Raw genomic sequence first — 18,854 nt, 5'->3', positions numbered from 1 at the left:
CCTAAGTCTCCTCCCGAGACGGAAGCGGCGCCGAAAGGCGCCGCTTCTTTTTTATTTGCCGGGAACAGCAATTACCCGGCGATCAAATGGCCAAAGCGGTCGACTTCCTCTGACGTCGTCGCAAAACTGGTGACGAAGCGATAGAGCAATTCGTCCTCGCCGATATGGCCTTCGAAGCCATGCGGCTTGTGCCAGTCGTAGAAAACAGCACCCGCCGCCTGCAGCCTGTCGGCTTCAGCCTTTTTCATCACCGCGAAAACCTCGTTCGCTTGCGGCAGCCAAGCCAGTTTCGCCGTCTGGGAATCCTCGATCGCCGCGGCAAGACGGGCAGCCATGGCATTGGCGTGCCTGGCGGTGTCGAGCCACAGGCCGTCGCGGAAATAAGCCTCGAACTGTGCCGCGATAAAGCGCGATTTGGAAAACAGCTGGGCTGCGCGCTTGCGCAGGAAGGCCAATTCCCGGGCACGCTCGAGATCGAACAGCACGATCGCCTCGGCGCACCAGCAGCCGTTCTTGGTGCCGCCGAAAGACAGTATGTCGACGCCACTTTTCCAGGTCATTTCGGCGGGCGTCGTGTCGAGCGCGACCAGTGCATTGGCAAAGCGGGCGCCGTCCATATGCAATGGCACGGAATGTTGCCGCGCGATGGCCGAGATCGCGGCGATGTCATGCAGGCCGTAGACCGTGCCGACCTCCGTCGACTGGGTGATCGAGACCGCCATCGGCCGGCCCCAATGGACCACCTCGCCGGCGAAACGGCCGATCGCCGTTTCCAGATTGTGCGGATCGATCCGGCCCAGCGCGCCATCGACGGCATGCAGCCGCGAGCCGCCAGAGAAATATTCCGGTGCGCCGCACTCATCTTCGATGACATGCGATTCGCGATGAGCGAAGGAAATGCCGCCGGGCTTGTTGTAGGCGGTCAGCGCCAGCGAATTGGCGGCGGTGCCGGTGGCCACGAAGAACACCGCAACCTCGCGTTCGAAGATTTCGCTGAAGCGCTGGCAGACGGCCTGGTCGAGCGCGCCATCGCCATAGGCAGTGGAAAAGCCGCCGGCGTGGGCCGAGAGGCCGGAGGCGATGTTGGGGTGGGCGCCTGCCCAATTGTCGGAAGCGAAGAACATGCATCTGCCTGTGCTGGGAAAATCGCTGCAACCTTGACCGGTTTCATGGCTGGCTCGCAAGGGCCAGACGCCAGAAAACGGGTAAAGCCAGCGAGCTGCCGAAAACCGGCAGGGACGGAAGCTTGCGTTTAGCGGGTATTTCACGAAGCTTTGTGTCGCGGAACCCCGAAGTTTTTTGTGAATCGGTCTTGTATGCGCCCGGCTTTTCTGCCATAAAAATTTAGGACAGTAGTGCTGTCTTATTTTGTCGCGCAAAACAGGCTGGATTGGCGTATTCTAAGCCTCTCCGGCTTTTGCCGCGAGCGACAGGTGGACGGCCGTGCTCTGGCCTGTACGATACCGGATGCGAACCGCGCGGCGAGCCGCATGGTTCGGCAAGGATTTCGCAAGACGTGCCGTAAGGATGAAGGGGAAGCAATGCGCTTCCCGAGGCAAACCAGCGCCCGCAAGGACGCGGAATGGAGGACAGGACGATGACGGAATTGACGCACGCTGCGACGAACGGCAAGGCCGCGCAGACGAAAGCGGCAGCCGTCAAAACCCTGGCCAATACCCGCCGCACCGGTTTGACCGCCCAGGGCCTTTACGATCCGCGCAACGAGCACGATGCCTGCGGTGTCGGCTTCATCGTCAACATGAAGGGCGCGAAGTCGCACACGATCGTCGAGGACGGGCTTTCCATGCTCGAAAACCTGACGCATCGCGGCGCCGTCGGCGCCGATCCGCTGATGGGCGACGGCGCGGGCGTGCTGGTGCAGATACCCGACGGCTTCTTCCGCGAGGAGATGGCCGCGCAGGGCGTCGAGCTGCCGTCGGCGGGGCAGTATGGCGTCGGCCATTGGTTCATGCCGCAGGATGCCGCGCTGCGCGCCCATGTCGAGGACATCATTGCCGAATCGGCGCAGTCCGAGGGGCTGCCGCTGCTCGGCTTCCGTGACGTGCCGGTCGACAATTCGTCGCTTTCCAAGGCTCCGGATATCGTGGCATCCGAGCCGTTCCACCGGCAGGTCTTCATCGGCCGCACGGCCGACATTCCCGACGACGAGGAGTACGAGGCCAGGCTCTATCTGCTGCGCAAGGTCATATCGGGCCGCATCTACGCCGAGAACGACAACAAGGACATCGGCGCCTACTGCGTGTCGCTGTCGGCGCGCACCATCGTCTACAAGGGCATGTTCCTGGCCTATCAGGTCGGAGCCTATTACAAGGACCTGTCCGATCCGCGCTTCGAAACGGCGCTGATCCTGGTCCACCAGCGCTTCTCCACCAACACCTTCCCCTCGTGGAAGCTGGCGCATCCCTATCGCATGGTCGCGCATAATGGCGAGATCAACACCGTGCGCGGCAACAACAACTGGATGGCGGCGCGCCAGGCGTCGGTGGATTCGGAGCTGTTCGGCAACAACATCTCCAAGCTCTGGCCGATCTCCTATGAGGGCCAGTCCGACACCGCATGTTTCGACAATGCGCTCGAGTTCCTGTTCCAGGGCGGATACAGCCTCAGCCACGCCATGATGATGCTGATCCCGGAAGCCTGGGCCGGCAACAAGCTCATGGACGCCGACCGCAAGGCCTTCTACGAATACCACGCGGCGCTGATGGAGCCGTGGGACGGGCCCGCCGCGGTCGCCTTCACCGACGGGCGCCAGATCGGCGCCACGCTCGACCGCAACGGCTTGCGGCCAGCGCGCTACATCGTCACCGACGACGACCGGGTCATCATGGCGTCGGAGGCCGGCGCGCTGCCTGTGCCGGAGGAAAAGATCGTCCAGAAGTGGCGGCTGCAGCCCGGCCGCATGCTCTTGATCGATCTTGCCAAGGGCCGCATCGTTTCCGACGAGGAGATCAAGTCGGAGATCGCCACCAGGCATCCCTACAAGACCTGGCTCGCCAATACGCAGCTCATCCTGGAGGACCTGAAGCCGGTCGAGCCGCGCGCGCTGCGCAAGGATGTCAGCCTGCTCGACCGCCAGCAGGCGTTCGGCTACACCCAGGAAGACACCAAGCTCTTGATGTCGCCGATGGCCACCACAGGCCAGGAAGCCGTCGGTTCGATGGGCACCGACACGCCGATCTCGGCAATGTCGGACAGATCGAAGCTGCTCTACACCTATTTTAAGCAGAACTTCGCCCAGGTCACCAATCCGCCGATCGATCCGATCCGCGAGGAACTGGTGATGAGCCTGGTGTCCTTCATCGGCCCGCGGCCCAACATTTTCGACCTGGTCGGCAGTTCGCGCCGCAAGCGGCTGGAAGTGCGCCAGCCGATCCTGACCAATGGCGATCTCGAAAAGATCCGCTCCATCGGCCACACCGAGGATCGGTTCGACACCAAGACGATCGACATCACCTATGCCTCGATCGAGGGCGCGGCCGGCATGCAGGGCGCCATCGATCGGCTGTGCGAGCGGGCGGAAGCGGCGGTCGCCGGCGGCTACAACATCATCATCCTGTCCGACCGCCAGCTCGGGCCGGACCGCATCGCCATTCCCGCGCTTCTGGCCACGGCCGCGGTGCATCATCATCTGATCCGCAAGGGGCTGCGTACTTCGGTCGGGCTCGTCGTGGAATCCGGCGAGCCGCGCGAAGTGCATCATTTCTGCTGTCTTGCCGGCTACGGCGCCGAAGCGATCAATCCCTATCTCGCCTTCGACACGCTGCTCGACATGCACAAGCGCGGCGAATTGCCGGAAGAGGTCGACGCCTACGAAGTCGTGTCGCGCTACATCAAGTCGATCGGCAAGGGCATCCTCAAGGTGATGTCGAAGATGGGCATCTCGACCTACCAGTCCTATTGTGGCGCGCAGATCTTCGACGCGATCGGGCTGAAGACCGATTTCGTGGAGAAGTATTTCACCGGCACCGCCACGCTGATCGAAGGCGTCGGGCTGGACGAGATCGCCGAGGAGACGTTCAGGCGTCATACGGATGGTTTCGGCAACGATCCGGTGCTGCGCAACAGCCTGGATGTGGGCGGCGAATACCTGTTCCGCATGCGTGGCGAGGCGCATATGTGGTCGCCCGACGCGGTCGCCACCTTGCAGCACGCCGTGCGCCAGGGGTCCTGGGAGACCTTCAAGGAGTATTCCGCGCAGATCGACAGCGAGACGGCGCGCGCGCAGACCATTCGTGGCCTGTTCAAGATCAAGCTGGCGGAAGATACCGGCCGCAAGAAGGTCCGTCTCGACGACGTCATGCCGGCGGCCGAGATAGTCAAGCGTTTCTCGACCGGCGCGATGTCGTTCGGCTCGATCTCCAGGGAAGCGCATACGACGCTGGCGCGCGCCATGAACGCCATCGGCGGCAAGTCGAACACTGGCGAGGGCGGCGAAGAGGCAGACCGCTATCTGCCGCTGCCCGGCGGCGGCAAGAACCCCGAACGTTCGGCGATCAAGCAGATCGCTTCCGGACGGTTCGGCGTGACGGCCGAATATCTCGTCAACTCCGACGTCATGCAGATCAAGGTGGCGCAAGGCGCCAAGCCCGGCGAGGGCGGCCAGTTGCCCGGCCACAAGGTCGACGCCACCATCGCCAAGGTCCGGCACTCGACGCCCGGCGTCGGCCTGATCTCGCCGCCGCCGCATCACGACATCTATTCGATCGAGGATCTGGCGCAGCTGATCTACGATCTGAAGAACGTCAACCCGGCGGCCGACATTTCGGTCAAGCTGGTGTCGGAGGTCGGGGTCGGCACGGTCGCGGCGGGCGTCGCCAAGGCGCGCGCCGACCACATCACCATCTCGGGTTACGATGGCGGCACGGGTGCCTCGCCGCTGACATCGCTCAAGCATGCCGGCAGCCCGTGGGAGATGGGCCTTGCCGAGACGCACCAGACGCTGGTGCTCAACGGTCTCAGGTCGCGCGTGGCGCTGCAGGTCGATGGCGGATTGCGCACAGGCCGCGACGTCATCATCGGCGCGCTGCTCGGCGCCGACGAGTTCGGCTTCTCGACCGCGCCGCTGATCGCGGCCGGCTGCATCATGATGCGCAAATGCCATCTCAACACCTGCCCGGTCGGCGTGGCGACGCAGGATCCGGTGCTGCGCAAGCGCTTCAAGGGCACGCCCGAGCACGTCATCAACTTCTTCTTCTATGTCGCTGAAGAGGTGCGCGGACTGCTTGCCGAAATGGGCTTCACCCATATCGACCAGATCATCGGCGACGCCGATCTCCTGGAAAAGCGCGACGTGATCCAGCATTGGAAGGCGCGCGGGCTCGACTTCTCGAGGATGTTCTACAAGCCCGATGCGCCACATGAGGCGGTGCACTGGACCGAGCGGCAGAAGCACCCGATCGACGACGTGCTCGACCGCAAGCTGATCGAGCTGGCCAAGCCGGCACTGGAGGCCAAGCAGCCGGTCAAGATCGAGGTCGACATCCGCAATGTCGATCGTTCGGCGGGCGCCATGCTGTCGGGCGAGGTGGCCAAGCGCTTCAGGCACAAGGGCCTGCGCGAGGATACGATCCAGGTGAAGCTGACCGGCACCGCCGGCCAGTCCTTCGGCGCCTTCCTGGCGCGCGGCATCTCCTTCGAGCTGGTCGGCGCCGGCAACGACTATGTCGGCAAGGGCCTGTCGGGCGGCCGCATCGTCATCCGGCCGCCGGATGAAGCCAAGATCGTCGCGGCCGAGTCCATCATCGTCGGCAACACGGTGCTCTATGGCGCTACCGAAGGCGAGGCCTATTTCGCCGGTGTCGCCGGCGAGCGCTTCGCGGTGCGCAACTCGGGCGTCGTCACCGTCGTCGAGGGCGTCGGCGACCATGGCTGCGAATACATGACCGGCGGCATCGTCGTCGTCATCGGCAAGACCGGCCGCAACTTCGCCGCCGGCATGTCGGGCGGCGTTGCCTATGTGCTGGACGAGGCGGGCGATTTCGCCGAGCGCTGCAACATGGCCATGGTCGAGCTGGAGCCGGTGCCGGAAGAAGACGACCTGATGGAAAAGCTGCTGCATCATGGCGGCGACCTCGACCACAAGGGCCGCGTCGACGTCTCGGGTGACATGACCAGCCATGACGAGGAGCGGCTCTATCAGCTGATCTCGAACCACGTGCACTATACGGGTTCGGTGCGCGGCCGCGAGATCCTCGACAATTGGGCGGCGTTCCGGCCGAAATTCCGCAAGATCATGCCGGTCGAATACCGCCGCGCGCTGATCGAGATGGAACGCATGCGCATGAGCGTGGCGGCCGAATAGATCTTCGCAAAGGCCGGGAAGCCCAGGCTTCCCGGCTCCATGTCACTGATAATTTGACCTCTCGCGGAAGGTTGCCACGGCTGCCTGAAGAGGTTAACGGGTGCGGCGAAAACCGCACCATCTGGACAGCAGGAACTGGACTATGGGCAAGGTAACAGGCTTTCTCGAGATCGACCGGCAGGTGCACAAGTATCAGCCGGCCTCCGACCGCATCCGGCATTTCCGCGAGTTTACGCTGCCGATGTCGGACAAGGAGGTCGAGAAACAGGCCGCGCGCTGCATGGACTGCGGCATCCCGTTCTGTCACGGGCCGACCGGCTGCCCGATCCACAACCAGATCCCGGACTGGAACGACCTCGTCTATAACAGGGACTGGGACAATGCGATCCGCAACCTGCATTCGACCAACAATTTCCCCGAATTCACCGGCCGCATCTGCCCCGCGCCTTGCGAGGAAGCCTGCACGCTGAACCTCGAGGACATTCCGGTGGCCATCAAGACGGTCGAGCAGGCGATCGCCGACAAGGCCTACGAGACCGGCCATATCAGGCCCTATCCGCCGGAGAGGAAGACGGGCAAGCGCGTCGCCGTCATCGGCTCCGGCCCGGCCGGCATGGCCGCCGCCCAGCAGCTCGGCCGCGCCGGCCATGATGTCCATGTCTACGAGCGCGAAAGCCGGCCAGGCGGGCTGATGCGCTACGGCATTCCGGACTTCAAGATCGAGAAGCACTATATCGATCGTCGCATCGAGCAGATGCAGGGCGAAGGCGTGACCTTCCATTGCGGCGTCAATGTCGGCATCGACAAGCCCGTGGCCGAACTGCTCGCCGAGCATGACGCGGTGCTCTATTGCGGCGGATCCGAGACCCCGCGCGCGGCCAATATCCCCGGCGACGATCTCGGCGGCGTCTATGACGCGATGCCCTATCTCGTGCAGCAGAACCGGCGTGTCGGCGGCGAGCCGATCCAGTCGGTGGCGTGGCCGTCGCACCCGATCATCGCCAGCGGCCAGCATGTCGTCGTCGTCGGCGGCGGCGATACCGCTTCCGACTGCGTCGGCACCGCCTTCCGCCAAGGCGCCGTGCGCGTCACGCAGCTCGACATCCGTCCGCAGCCGCCGGAGAAGGAAGACAAGCTCGCCGTCTGGCCCTACTGGGCGACCAAGATGCGCACCTCCTCCTCGCAGGCCGAGGGCGCCGAGCGCGAATTCCAGGTGGCGACACTCGAATTCATCGGCGAGGAAGGCCAGCTGACCGGTGTCAAATGCTGCGAGGTCGACGATAAGCGCCGACCGATCGTCGGCACCGAGTTCGTCATCCGCGCCGATCTCGCCTTCATCGCCATCGGCTTTGCCGGGCCGGCCATGGCCGGCGTGGTGTCGGAGCTCGAAGGGGATATGAAGATCGTCACCGACAGCCGACGCTCCCGCAATGTCGAGGCCAATGACCGCGACTACCGGACCAGCGTCGACAGGCTCTATGCCGCGGGTGACGTGCGCCGCGGCCAGTCGCTGGTGGTCTGGGCGATCCGCGAGGGTCGGCAGGCGGCGCGTTCGATCGACGAGGCATTGATGGGTTCGAGCGTCCTGCCCCGCTGAGCCCGTTTGGAAACTCTACTGCTGCGGCCATAAGGCGTTTTCTGCGCTTCCGGTGCTCCCGTACCCAAAAAGTACGCTCGCTCCGGTTCTCGAAAACGCCATCCTATGGCTCGCAGCAGCGAGTTCCGAAAACGGTTTCGGGCCCTCCGCGTTGCTAAGGAGTGATGGCCGTCGTCGTGCCAGCCCTGGCGGCCGCGGCTGCCGGATTTGTCTTCGGCGGCCAGGCGAAATCGTCGGCGCGGCCGGGCGAAGCCACCGGCGCCTTGCCCTCGACTACCAGTTTTTCGCCGGGCAGGCCCGGGTTGGCCTTCGCGGGCGGTCCGGCGCCGAGCAGTTCCGTGCCGCCGTCGAGCGCCGGATCGCTGAGCAGCATCGGCGCGGTGCGGTCAATGACGATGGGAGCGGCGGCCGGCGCCGGCGCCTCGACCGGCGCGCCGGCAGGAGCAGCGGTCGGGGCGACGCTTCCCGGCGCGGCCAGGCCCAGGACCTTCATCAGCGGCTTTTCGGTATAGAAGGCGAGCTTGCGCTTGCCGGCCTTCGACATGTTGATGCCGTCATCGGAGCGCAGCCGCACGGGCTGGCCGTTGATGTCGGGGCCACTGGTGACGAAGGCGCCGTTCTCATCGACGAATCCATCCCAGATATCGACAAATTCGCCGCCATGGCTTTCGGCCGCCTGACGGTAGATGTCGTTGAAGGCGAGCATGTCGGATGTCATCTTCGAAACCCTGAACGCCGGCATGCCGACCCACAGGAAAGGCACCTTGGCCGTGGCGATGGCCTTGCCGAACGCTTCGGTGCGGCGCTCGTATTCCTTGGTCCAGGTCTCCGAACGGGGCTGCTCGCGCACATCCCCCACCTTCATCGGCTGGCGGTCGTTGGAACCCAGCATCACGACCACGGCGGCGGGCTTTTCGGTCTCTATCAATGATTTGATCTGTTCCGGCCAATTGTAGAAATCATCGCGCACGAAGCCCGACGAGCCATTGGAGCGAACGACGATCCTGACGCCGGTATTCTCGGCAAAGGCGGTGTCTAGACCTTCGGCGAGCCCGGCCGCCATGAAATCGCCGACCACCAGGACGACCCGGGCGTCCGGCGCCTTCTCGGCGATCGGGATTTCCGGTTCCGCGGGCGGACGCGGCGCGCGCGGCTTTTTTGCCTTGGGCCTGGGCCTTGGTTTCTGGATGTCCAGCGGCGGCTCGATCCGCTCGCTGCGGCGCGGGAACAGAAGGTCACGCAATGACCAGCCGCGGCTTTGCTGCTCCTGCGCCATGGCGGGGGCATGGAAGGCGCCTGCCATGGCGACGGCGAGCACGGCGACGGCCAGGAACAGCACCAGCATGCGGGGAATGAAGGTCCCGATGCGCGCAGCCCAAGCCAATCGCTCCTCCTCAGTTCATGACAGGCCCTATTTTTGCCTGAGCCATTTTAGCACTTCCATGCTCGGATAGCCGTCCTGGGTCAAGCCGACCTTTGCCTGATAGGCCATGATGGCCGACTTCGACCCGTCGCCGATCTTGCCGTCGAATTTGCCGTCATAAAGGCCGTGCTGGGAGAGCCGCTTCTGCAATTCCTGCCTTTCCTCGAACGTCAGCTTGGTGAAAGGCCGTTTCCAGTCCTGTACGAGGCCGGTGGAACCGGCGATCTCGTCGGCAAGAAGACCAACGGCAAGCGCGTATTTGTCCGCATTGTTGTAGGCCTTGATGACCGAGAAATTCCTGATCATCAGGAAAGCGGGGCCGCCGCGGCCATCCGGTACTTTCAACGTCGCCTTGTCGCTGAGGTTCCTGAACGGCTTGCCGCTCGCCCTGACCACGCCGAGCGCCTGCCATTGCGCCAGCGTCCTGGAGCCTGCAGGCAGCTTGCCGGCCGGCAAGGCCACCTCGTAGCCCCAGGTCTTGCCGGCCTGCCAGCCATTCTTCTTGAGCAGATTGGCTGATGTCGCCAGCGCATCGGGAATGGAATTCCAGATGTCGCGCTTGCCGTTGCCGTCCATGTCCACGGCATAGTGCTGGTAGCTGGTCGGGATGAACTGGGTCTGGCCCATGGCGCCCGCCCAGGAACCCATGAGGTGGCTCTCGTCGATGTCGCCGGTCTGGAGGATCTTCAGTGCGGCGACCAGTTGCGTGCGGGCATATTTCGACCGCTTCTGATCGCCATAGGCCAGGGTCGCCAGCGAGCGGACGACATTGCGCATGATGTCGTCGCGCTTGAGGATCTCGCCATAGTTGGATTCCATCGACCAGATGGCCAGCAGGACGTTGCGGTCAACGCCGAACCTCGCCTCGATCCTGTCCAGCCACGGCTTCCATTTCCTGGCCATCTGCTGGCCGACCGCGACCGACTGGTCGTGGACGCGGTTGTCGAAATAATCCCAGGCGGGCGCGGTGAATTCCGGCTGGGTTCGGGCTTTTTCCAGCACCACCGGATCGGGTTCGTCGATGCCCCTGAAGGCGCGGTCATAGACGGCGCCGGAAACGCCCCCCTGCACCGCGGTGGCGCGGAAGCCGGCGACCCATTGCCGGAAGCCGGCATCGGCGAAGGCCGGCCCGGCAGGCATCAGCATGGCGAGCGAGAGGCTGGCGGCCGTCATGACGCTGGTGAAACGCTTTGCGGCATTGCGAACGGACATCTTTTCCTCCTTCTCCGTCTTGGGAAAGACCATTCATCGCCGAACCAGGTTAGGAATTGGTTTACCATAGGCCGCCCCTGGAACGAAAAGGCGCCTCGATGCTTCTACCGGTGCAAGTTTCCCTTCATCCGCCCGATAATCCTCAATTCCGGCGTGAAAATGTCGCGGGGCGGGATTGCGGAGCCGGCCTGCAAACGGATAATTGAAGGCATGAAGAGAGTTCGCAAGGCAGTTTTCCCGGTCGCAGGTCTCGGCACGCGGTTTCTCCCGGCCACCAAGGCCGTCCCCAAGGAAATGCTTACCGTCGTCGACCGGCCCGTCATCCAATACGTGGTGGACGAGGCGCGCGAGGCAGGCATCGAGCATTTCATCTTCGTCACCGGGCGCAACAAGGCGGTCATCGAGGATCATTTCGATATCCAGTTCGAGCTCTATGACACGCTCGCCCAGCGTGGCAAGGACGACCAGCTCGCCAGGCTGCAGCGGCTGCAGCCCGGGCCGGGACAGACCAGCTTCACTCGCCAGCAGGTGCCGCTCGGACTTGGCCATGCCGTCTGGTGCGCGCGCGAACTGGTCGGCGACGAGCCGTTCGCGCTGTTGTTGCCCGACATGATCATGCAGTCGGAAAAGAGCTGTATGAGGGACATGGTCGACCTCTATGCCGAGACCGGCAACAACATCATCGCGGTTCAGGAATGCGATCCCGCCGAAACCCATAAATACGGCATCGTCGGCCGGGGCGAAGCCACCCATCATGGCTTCCGCATCACCGAGATGGTGGAAAAGCCGAAGACCGGCACCGCGCCCTCCAATCTCTACATCAATGGCCGCTACATATTGCAGCCCGAGATTTTCAAAATCCTCGAAGGCCAGGAGAAGGGCGCCGGAAACGAGATCCAGCTCACGGACGCAATGCTGAAGCTGGAGAAGCAGCAGCCCTTCTACGGCTACCACTTTCAGGGCCGCACCTTCGATTGCGGATCGCCGGAAGGGTTCGTCGAGGCCAATGTGGCCTTCGCGCTCTGGCGCAACGACATGAACCAGAGCATGGCCGGCGTCATCCGCAGGCTTCTCGACGAGATGGCGCCTTCGGAGCACGTTGTGGCGGCGCTTTAAGGGAGGCGCTGTCTGGCCGATGTCTCGGATGCGGCACGCAGCTTAGCGGCCCGCGCTTACCGCTGCACCTTCAAGCCGAGATAGATGCTGTTGGCGGTGTAGTCGCGGCCAGGCAGGTTGCTGGTGAGCTTCTCGGTCCTGGCGCGGGTGGTGAGGCCGGCATAGCGGTTCAGCCACCATGTCAGCCCGGCTTCGGCGCTCAGCACCCTGTCATGGCCGTCTATGCCGATATAATCGCGCCAGTCCAGGCCCAGCGCGGCATTGCCGGTCAGGTTGGCGCGGATCTGGCGTTCGGCCGTGAGGCGGCCGGAATAGAGGATGTCGCCGCTTTCACCTGCGGTGGTCGTGGGCTCGACCGTGGTTCGCCCGGTCAGGCCGATCGTGGTGCCGCGTTCGGGCGACCATTTCAGGTCGGCGTCCACGGTGGCACCCGCGATCGCCCCCAGGCGGTCGTCGTCGATCGCTTCCCGCAGCCAGCCGGCCGAGAACTCGCCGGCGAGCTTCTCGCCCATGTCGAGCTCGAGGCCGGCGCGGGCACCAAGCCGCGTTGATGAACGCTCGAAGCCTTCATTGTCGAAGCGTTGATCATAGGCCCTGCGCCCGAGCTCGATTTCGGTGAAAGGCGTAAGGGCAGGGGAGATTTCGTAGCCGGTGCGCAAGGTCGCCGTATAAAGCGTGGAGTTACGATCCTTCTGCGACAGCGAGGTGTCGTCAGAAAGCTTGGCATCGCCATAGAAGTCGTGCGAGACCGCGCCGGTCAAAGTGTATTGCGCCTTGCCGACGTCCTTTTCGATGCCGAGGCTGCCGTCGATGGTCTGGCGCAGCGGTTGCTTGCTGACGCCTGCAATGGCGTCGGGCGACGAGGCCGATTCCGGCACGGCCTCGTAACCGAGCTTGGCGACGGCGCGTTGCTCGTTGTCGAGGTCGACATTGAGCTGGCCTTCGATGCGGCCTTGCTCATTGTGAACCGGGTAGCCCGAGACGGTCTCGCGGAAGAGGCCATAACCATCAATGGTCGCGGAGTTCTCGCGCCAGTCGGAGGCGGCGGAAAAGCGCAGTGCCGTCTCGGACAGCAGCGCCGCTTTGCCGGCACTGCTGGAATCGCCGTTCGAGGTGGCGGTCAGGCCCTGCTCCAGCGTCGGCCTTATGACGAAGGAGCCCCATTTGATGCCTGGAGCGGCGAACGGATCGTCCTCGATTTTCTTCTTCTGCCCTTCGATGGAAGCGGTGCGTTCGGCGCCCGGATCGAGCTGCTGCCGGTCGGCGCTGTCGATCGTGACGGCGCGGCGGTTGGCGGTCTCCTGGTCGGTGCCGGTGCCGGTGCCGGTGACGGTGGCGTCGGCATCGTCGGCCGTGCTGGCGGTCGTGGTCGCGTCGGTCGTCGCGGTGGTGTTCTTTTTCTTTGTCTTCGCCCTGTCGGCGGCCTTGTCCGCATTGGCCTGCCCGGTGGCCGATGGCCGGCGTGGTTTGGGCGGAGGCGGATTGTCGGCGGTCACGTCGTCACCGGCCGCCGGCGGGTCGAAGATGCTGCCAGTGGGCGAGGCGGCACCGCTATCGTCAGGAGCAGCGCCGGCGCTGGCGGGCAGATAGGTGCGCGACGGCGTGTCGTCCTGACCGGCGGCATTCGCTGGCTGCTGTTGACCCTGACCGGCTATGGCGGCCAGTCTCGCTTTGCGCTGCTGGTCGGACAGGATCGCCGATTCCGAGACCTCGCCGCGCAGCTCCGTTTCCTGGGCGAAGGACAGCGTCGGTCGCGGCAGGCCGAAGATGCTGGTCGCCAGCAGCAAGGCGCAGGCAGCCTTGCTCTTTCGCCTTCTCGTCTTTTCTGACTGGGCCCCGGACATCGCCACCACTGCTTGCGCGGCGCGAGCGCGCGCCATACTTACCGAACCGTAAATGGGGATGGTTAACGGAGGGTTGAGGCGGGGGGCGATTGCTTTTCCAAGCGCTCATTGTTCCAGGCCTCGACATTCGTGACCTTGCGCTTCGTTCATTCGAACCGCTCTCCTAGACGGTCGGGGGAGGCATTTCCGTTGGACAGGCGCGGCACAAAGCGCTAATCGCATCGGCCATGGATGCGCGATCCCTCGACAAGAAGCCGTTGGACAGACAGGCCTCGATCGCTTCGGCGCTAAGAACGGTGGCGACCGAACAGGCGGGAGTGGCAGCGCTGGCCGAGGCGCTCGAAAACGGGCTGGCGAAGCCCTTTGCCGAAGCGGTCGACATGATCTCGAGGATCGAAGGCCGGGTCATCGTCACCGGCGTCGGCAAAAGCGGCCATATCGGCTCGAAGATCGCCGCGACCCTGGCCTCGACCGGAACGCCGGCCTTTTTCGTCCACCCCGCTGAAGCCAATCACGGCGATCTCGGCATGATCGCCAGGGACGATGCCATCATCGCCATGTCATGGTCGGGCGAAAGCAAGGAGATGATGGGCATCGTCGCCTATTCCAGGCGCTTCTCCATCCCGCTCATTGCAATCACGTCCGGTGAGACATCGGCGCTGGCGCGCGCCGCCGATGTCGTGCTTTTGCTGCCGCGTGCGCCGGAAGCCTGCCCGCATGGCCTGGCGCCGACGACATCGGCACTGCTGCAACTGGTGATGGGCGACGCACTGGCGATCGCCCTGCTCGAGGCGCGGGGTTTCACGCCCGATCATTTCCGCACCTTCCATCCCGGCGGCCAGCTCGGCGCCAACCTGATGCAGATCCGCGAGATCATGCATGTCGGCGAGAGATTGCCGCTGGTCGTTTCGGGCACCGGCATGCAGGACGCGATCCTGGAGTTGTCGCGCAAGGGCTTCGGCTGCGTGGCGGTCACCGCCGCCGACGGCGCGCTGATCGGCATCGTCACCGATGGCGACATCAGGCGTCACATAGGCAGCAACCTGACGGCGATGACCGTCGATCAGGTGATGACGAGATCTCCCAAGACCGCGGCGCCGGACACGCTGGTGGCGACCGCACTGCAGACGATCAACAATTCAGCCATCACCAGCCTGATGGTGGTGGAGGGCAACAAGCCCGTCGGGCTCGTCCACCTGCACGATCTTTTGCGCATCGGCGCTGCGTAGGGCAGTTCACCGTTTCACGGAAACGGCGAACTGCTCTATCTCTTTGTTTCTGCACAATTCCGGACGGAAAACCGTACACACTTTTCCTGGAATTGCGCTAGCGCGGAGCCGGTTTCACACTCGCTCGACGGTCAGTTCGAGATCGGTGTCGGCGGCTCCGGTGACGCGCACCTGGGTGCCGGCCGGCAGGTCAGGGCCAGAGACGCGCCACAGCGTGTCGCCGAGCTTGATGCGGCCGCGGCCGTCGCGGATCGGCTCGGCCAGCGTCGCCATCCTGCCGATCATCTGCGCCCCACGGCGGTTGAGCAGCGGCTGGTCGGTCGGCTCGTCGCGTCCGCCGATGAGTTTCTTGCCGACCAATGCCGAGACCAGCGACAGCGCGAGGAAGACGAGCACCTGGACCTGCCAAGTCCAGCTGGCCGCATCCCAGACCAGCAGCGATACCGCGCCGACGATCAGCGCGGCGATGCCGGTCCACAACATGAAGATGCCCGGTGCGATGATTTCCATCGCCAAAAGCACGAAGCCCAGAACCATCCAGTTCCACGGGCCGAGTTCGGAAACGATGCGGTCGATCATGGTTTTGATCCACTCACAAGGACATTAGTTGTCGCTCGGCCTGACGACCGGAGGTCGTGAGACCTGCCGCTGCGTGCCGGACGGCCCGTCGCCCTTGAACACTTCCCTGGCGATCTCGCCGATGCCGCCCAGCGAGCCGATCAGCGACGACGCTTCGAAAGGCATCAGCACGATCTTGCTGTTGGTGGCCGAACCGATCTTGCCCAGCGCTTCGGTGTATTTCTGGGCGACGAAGTAGTTGAGCGCCTGCACATCTCCCTTCGAGATCGCTTCCGACACCACTTGCGTGGCGCGGGCTTCCGCTTCGGCGGAGCGTTCGCGTGCCTCGGCATCGCGGAAGGCGGCTTCCTTGCGGCCTTCGGCCTCGAGGATCTGCGACTGCTTGAGGCCCTCGGCGGCAAGGATCTGCGCGCGTTTGTTGCGTTCGGCCGTCATCTGCCGGCCCATCGATTCGATCAGGTTGGCTGGCGGATTGATATCCTTGATCTCGACGCGGGTGATCTTGATGCCCCAGGGATGGGCCGCTTCATCGACCACGCGCAGCAGGCGCTCGTTGATCGCGTCGCGGTTCGACAGCAGCTCGTCGAGGTCCATCGAGCCCATCACGGTGCGGATGTTGGTCATGGTCAGGTTGAGGATGGCGTTCTGCAGGCCGGAAACCTGGTAGGCCGCCTGCGCCGCGTTGAGGATCTGGAAAAAGGCGATGCCGTCGACACCGACGATGGCGTTGTCGCGGGTGATGATCTCCTGGCTCGGGACATCGAGCACCTGCTCCATCATGTTCAACTTGGCGCCGATGCGATCGATGAACGGCACGATGAGGTTGAGGCCTGGCGACAGCGTTTTCGTGTAACGCCCAAAGCGTTCGACCGTATAATTGTAGCCTTGCGGGATTGTCTTTATGCCTTTGAACAGCACCAGCACGACAAGAGCGACCAGAACAATAATCGCGATATCGAAACCACTGAAATCCATTTGGCTCTCCCTCAAGAGGCAAGCCATGGGAGCCATTCTCCCGCAGCCGGCTTCAGCAAACACTTAAGTGTGTTTCAACAACGTTACAATCAGGTGATGAGGGATTGTTTGTGTCGCTGCTGCCGGTGGCTGAAGGCGAACAGGCTTGCGTCCGTATCTTCCGATCCGGCGATGGCGGCAGAAACGATTTCGGATGCGATTTGCGAGAAGGCGATGCCGTTGCCGCCATAGCCCATCACGGCCTGGATGCGCGGATGCCCAGGGATGGCGCCGATATAGGGCAGGCCGGTGGTTGTGGTGCCGAAGGAGCCGGTCCAGGCAAAATCGGGCCTGGTGTCCAGATCCGGGAACAGGCGGCCGAGCTTCCTGGCCAGTCTCAGGCTCTTGCCGGCGATCAACGCGTCACGCCGTTCCTTGTCGATAAAATCCTCGTCTTCGCCGCCGCAGATCACCCTGCCGTCGGCTGTCGCCCTTGCATAAAGATAGGGGTCCGACGCTTCCCAGATGAGGGCCGCGTCCGGCCAAATCTTTCGCGGCTGCGGGCGTGTGGCGATGGCCCATGTCGAGATGACGCGGTGGGCGGCTGCCGGCACGATGTCGGTCAACTCGTAGCCGGTCGCGAGCAGGACGTGCTGCGCGCTGATTATGGGGCCGCCCCTGGTGGCGACGACGACCTCCTTGGCGCTGTCTTCGATCGCGGTCGCCTCGACCGGGGCGTAGAGGCGCGCCTTGCGCTCCAGCGCCTTCAGCAGCAATCCGGCGGTCAGTTTGCGCGGATCGAGCGCGATGTTGCCATGGCTGAGGATGGCGCCGTCGCGCTCGATGCCGAATCGCGCAGCCAGCGGCGCAGGGGCGAGATAGGTCGCGGCGATGCCCGCCTGTCGCCGCGCCTCGGTCTCGTCACGCAACTGCGATGGGCCGAGCGCGGTACCGGCCAGATAGAGGGAGGGGGCGCGGCTCAGGCGGCAGTTGATGGAGAGCTCGGCTATGCGGCCGGCAAGGTTGGAAACGGCCAGACGCGAGCGCCGCCAGGCCTGTTCCGCCGAGGCCTTGCCGATCATCCTGCCGAGTGCCGTCAGCGGCTGGTCGATCTCGAACTGCACCAGGGCGGTGGTCGCCGACGTCGACCCTCTCAGCGGGCCGCGCCGGTCGATGCAGACCACCGAATGGCCGTCAGCCGTCAGCGCTTCTGCGATCATGGCGCCGCTGATGCCCATGCCTATCACCAGCACATCGGCCTTGGCGTCACGGGTCAGAGCGCTTGTCGGGACAGCGGGTGCCCGATAGGCGGACCAGACTGGCCGCCCGCTTCTGAGGTCGAGCTTGCGGGGCATCGATGGTCTCCGGAAGGCGCGCCTCAACGCCCCGGAACGTCCATTGTTCCCGGTTTCAGATCCAGCCGGACAGTTCGCGCCGCACCATCGCCTCGATCACCGCCATGCCTTCGGGACTGTCGTTGAGGCAGGGGATGTGCGCGAATCTTCCGCCGCCGGCATGATGGAAGGTTTCCGCCGCCTCGCGGCCGATCTCGTCCAGCGTTTCGATGCAGTCGACGGAAAAGCCGGGGTTGACGATGGCGATCGATTTCACGCCGTCCTTGGCCAGTTTCTCCACCGTCTTGTCGGTGTAGGGCTGCAGCCATTCCTGTGCGCCGAAACGCGACTGGAAGGTGGTGATCAGCTTCTTCTCGTCCCAGCCGAGCCTCTCGCGCAGCAGCCGTGTCGTCTCGAGGCAATGCTCGCGGTAAGGATCGCCTTTGTCGGAATAGGGTTTCGGGATGCCGTGATAGGAGGTGATGACCACCTCCGGGTCGAAATCGAGGCTGGCCAGATGCCGTTCGATCGAATGGGCGAGCGCCTCGATATAGACCGGTTCGGCATAATAGGGCGGCACGCTGCGGACGGCAGGCGCCGCACGCATCTTCATCAGCGCCCGGAACAACTGGTCATTGGCAGTCGCCGTGGTGGTGGCCGAATATTGCGGATAGAGCGGAAAGGTCAGGATGCGGTCGCAGCCCTGCGCGACCAGGCTTTCGGCGACGCTCGCGGTCGAGGGATTGCCGTAGCGCATCGCCCAGCCGACGACCACGTCGGGCAGGTCGCGCAATGCCACGGTCAGCTTCTCGGCCTGGGCGCGGGTATAGGTGCGCAGCGGCGACTCGTTGTTCTCGCGATTCCAGATCCTGGCATAGTTGGCGCCCGACTTCTTCGGTCGCGTGGTCAGCACCAGGCCGTAGAGGATCGGATACCAGATCGCCTTGTTGAGTTCGATGACGCGTGGGTCGGACAGGAATTCGCGGAGATAGCGCCACATCGGCCTGAAATCGGTGCCGTCCGGCGTGCCGAGATTGACCAGCATGACGCCGACCTTGCCCGCCTTGGCCGGCGAATGTCCGGCCGGTCTCGGCCCCACGGTTCTCGCGGGCTTGGCGTCGACAGGAGTGGAAGGCGGCATTGCGGGTCTCCGAACACGGCGCGAAAGTAGCGATGCGGCGCTGCTTTTCAATGCAGCGTCTGGCCGCACTTTACCCGAAACAGGATGCCCGCCCTGTTTCGGG

Annotated in this window: 12 protein-coding genes; 4 read left to right on the top strand and 8 right to left on the bottom strand. The window is 64.1% G+C overall.

Going from position 1 to position 18,854, the window contains the following annotated elements:
* Nucleotides 1-71: 71 nt before the first annotated feature.
* Entirely contained in the window at nucleotides 72-1,124 is a 1,053-nt protein-coding gene (locus FJ426_RS13315; protein ID WP_140560302.1) for a low specificity L-threonine aldolase, read from the bottom strand.
* Nucleotides 1,125-1,597: 473 nt separating this feature from the next.
* Here FJ426_RS13315 and gltB point away from each other — a divergent pair, with 473 nt between their 5' ends.
* Both gltB and FJ426_RS13305 read left to right on the top strand, forming a co-directional pair.
* The gene (gltB, locus tag FJ426_RS13310; RefSeq protein WP_140560303.1) at nucleotides 1,598-6,322 is read left to right on the top strand and encodes a glutamate synthase large subunit; all 4,725 of its coding nucleotides are present in this window, start codon (nucleotides 1,598-1,600) and stop codon (nucleotides 6,320-6,322) included.
* 142 nt (nucleotides 6,323-6,464) lie between these two features.
* Nucleotides 6,465-7,919, top strand: a complete 1,455-nt coding sequence (locus FJ426_RS13305; RefSeq protein WP_140496285.1) for a glutamate synthase subunit beta — start codon at nucleotides 6,465-6,467, stop codon at nucleotides 7,917-7,919.
* A gap of 154 nt (nucleotides 7,920-8,073) precedes the next feature.
* Here FJ426_RS13305 and FJ426_RS13300 read toward each other — a convergent pair whose 3' ends face one another.
* Together FJ426_RS13300 and FJ426_RS13295 are read right to left on the bottom strand one after the other, a co-directional pair.
* Nucleotides 8,074-9,303 carry a DUF459 domain-containing protein gene (locus FJ426_RS13300; protein WP_140560304.1) on the bottom strand — a complete coding sequence of 410 codons (1,230 nt, stop codon included), beginning with the start codon at nucleotides 9,301-9,303 and terminating at the stop codon, nucleotides 8,074-8,076.
* Nucleotides 9,304-9,330: 27 nt separating this feature from the next.
* Nucleotides 9,331-10,554 carry a lytic murein transglycosylase gene (locus tag FJ426_RS13295; protein ID WP_140496283.1) on the bottom strand — a complete coding sequence of 408 codons (1,224 nt, stop codon included), beginning with the start codon at nucleotides 10,552-10,554 and terminating at the stop codon, nucleotides 9,331-9,333.
* 201 nt (nucleotides 10,555-10,755) lie between these two features.
* On the opposite strand from FJ426_RS13295, the gene galU reads away from it, so the two are divergent.
* Nucleotides 10,756-11,670, top strand: a complete 915-nt coding sequence (gene galU, locus FJ426_RS13290; protein ID WP_181168598.1) for a UTP--glucose-1-phosphate uridylyltransferase GalU — start codon at nucleotides 10,756-10,758, stop codon at nucleotides 11,668-11,670.
* Between the two features lie 56 nt (nucleotides 11,671-11,726).
* On the opposite strand, the gene FJ426_RS13285 is transcribed toward galU, so the two are convergent.
* Nucleotides 11,727-13,514, bottom strand: a complete 1,788-nt coding sequence (locus tag FJ426_RS13285) for an outer membrane beta-barrel protein (protein ID WP_181172751.1) — start codon at nucleotides 13,512-13,514, stop codon at nucleotides 11,727-11,729.
* A 227-nt stretch (nucleotides 13,515-13,741) separates the two neighbouring features.
* Between FJ426_RS13285 and FJ426_RS13280 the strand changes: the two genes are divergently transcribed.
* Nucleotides 13,742-14,743 carry a KpsF/GutQ family sugar-phosphate isomerase gene (locus FJ426_RS13280; protein ID WP_140496281.1) on the top strand — a complete coding sequence of 334 codons (1,002 nt, stop codon included), beginning with the start codon at nucleotides 13,742-13,744 and terminating at the stop codon, nucleotides 14,741-14,743.
* A gap of 114 nt (nucleotides 14,744-14,857) precedes the next feature.
* Here FJ426_RS13280 and FJ426_RS13275 read toward each other — a convergent pair whose 3' ends face one another.
* The 4 genes from FJ426_RS13275 to hemH all read right to left on the bottom strand — a co-directional run bounded on the left by FJ426_RS13275 (nucleotide 14,858) and on the right by hemH (nucleotide 18,751).
* A complete protein-coding gene (locus tag FJ426_RS13275; protein WP_140496280.1) occupies nucleotides 14,858-15,322 on the bottom strand; it encodes an NfeD family protein in 465 nt (154 codons plus the stop codon).
* 24 nt (nucleotides 15,323-15,346) lie between these two features.
* Entirely contained in the window at nucleotides 15,347-16,297 is a 951-nt protein-coding gene (locus FJ426_RS13270; protein WP_140513683.1) for an SPFH domain-containing protein, read from the bottom strand.
* A gap of 89 nt (nucleotides 16,298-16,386) precedes the next feature.
* The gene (locus FJ426_RS13265; RefSeq protein WP_140560305.1) at nucleotides 16,387-17,631 is read right to left on the bottom strand and encodes an FAD-binding oxidoreductase; all 1,245 of its coding nucleotides are present in this window, start codon (nucleotides 17,629-17,631) and stop codon (nucleotides 16,387-16,389) included.
* Nucleotides 17,632-17,686: 55 nt separating this feature from the next.
* On the bottom strand, nucleotides 17,687-18,751 hold the full coding sequence (hemH, locus tag FJ426_RS13260; protein WP_140496277.1) for a ferrochelatase: 1,065 nt from the start codon (nucleotides 18,749-18,751) through the stop codon (nucleotides 17,687-17,689).
* Between the last annotated feature and the right edge of the window lie 103 nt (nucleotides 18,752-18,854).

This window comes from Mesorhizobium sp. B2-6-4 (assembly GCF_006441495.1).
Taxonomy (GTDB): domain Bacteria; phylum Pseudomonadota; class Alphaproteobacteria; order Rhizobiales; family Rhizobiaceae; genus Mesorhizobium.
Note: the sequence above shows the minus strand (reverse complement) of the source record. Positions and strands in the feature narration are given on the sequence as shown.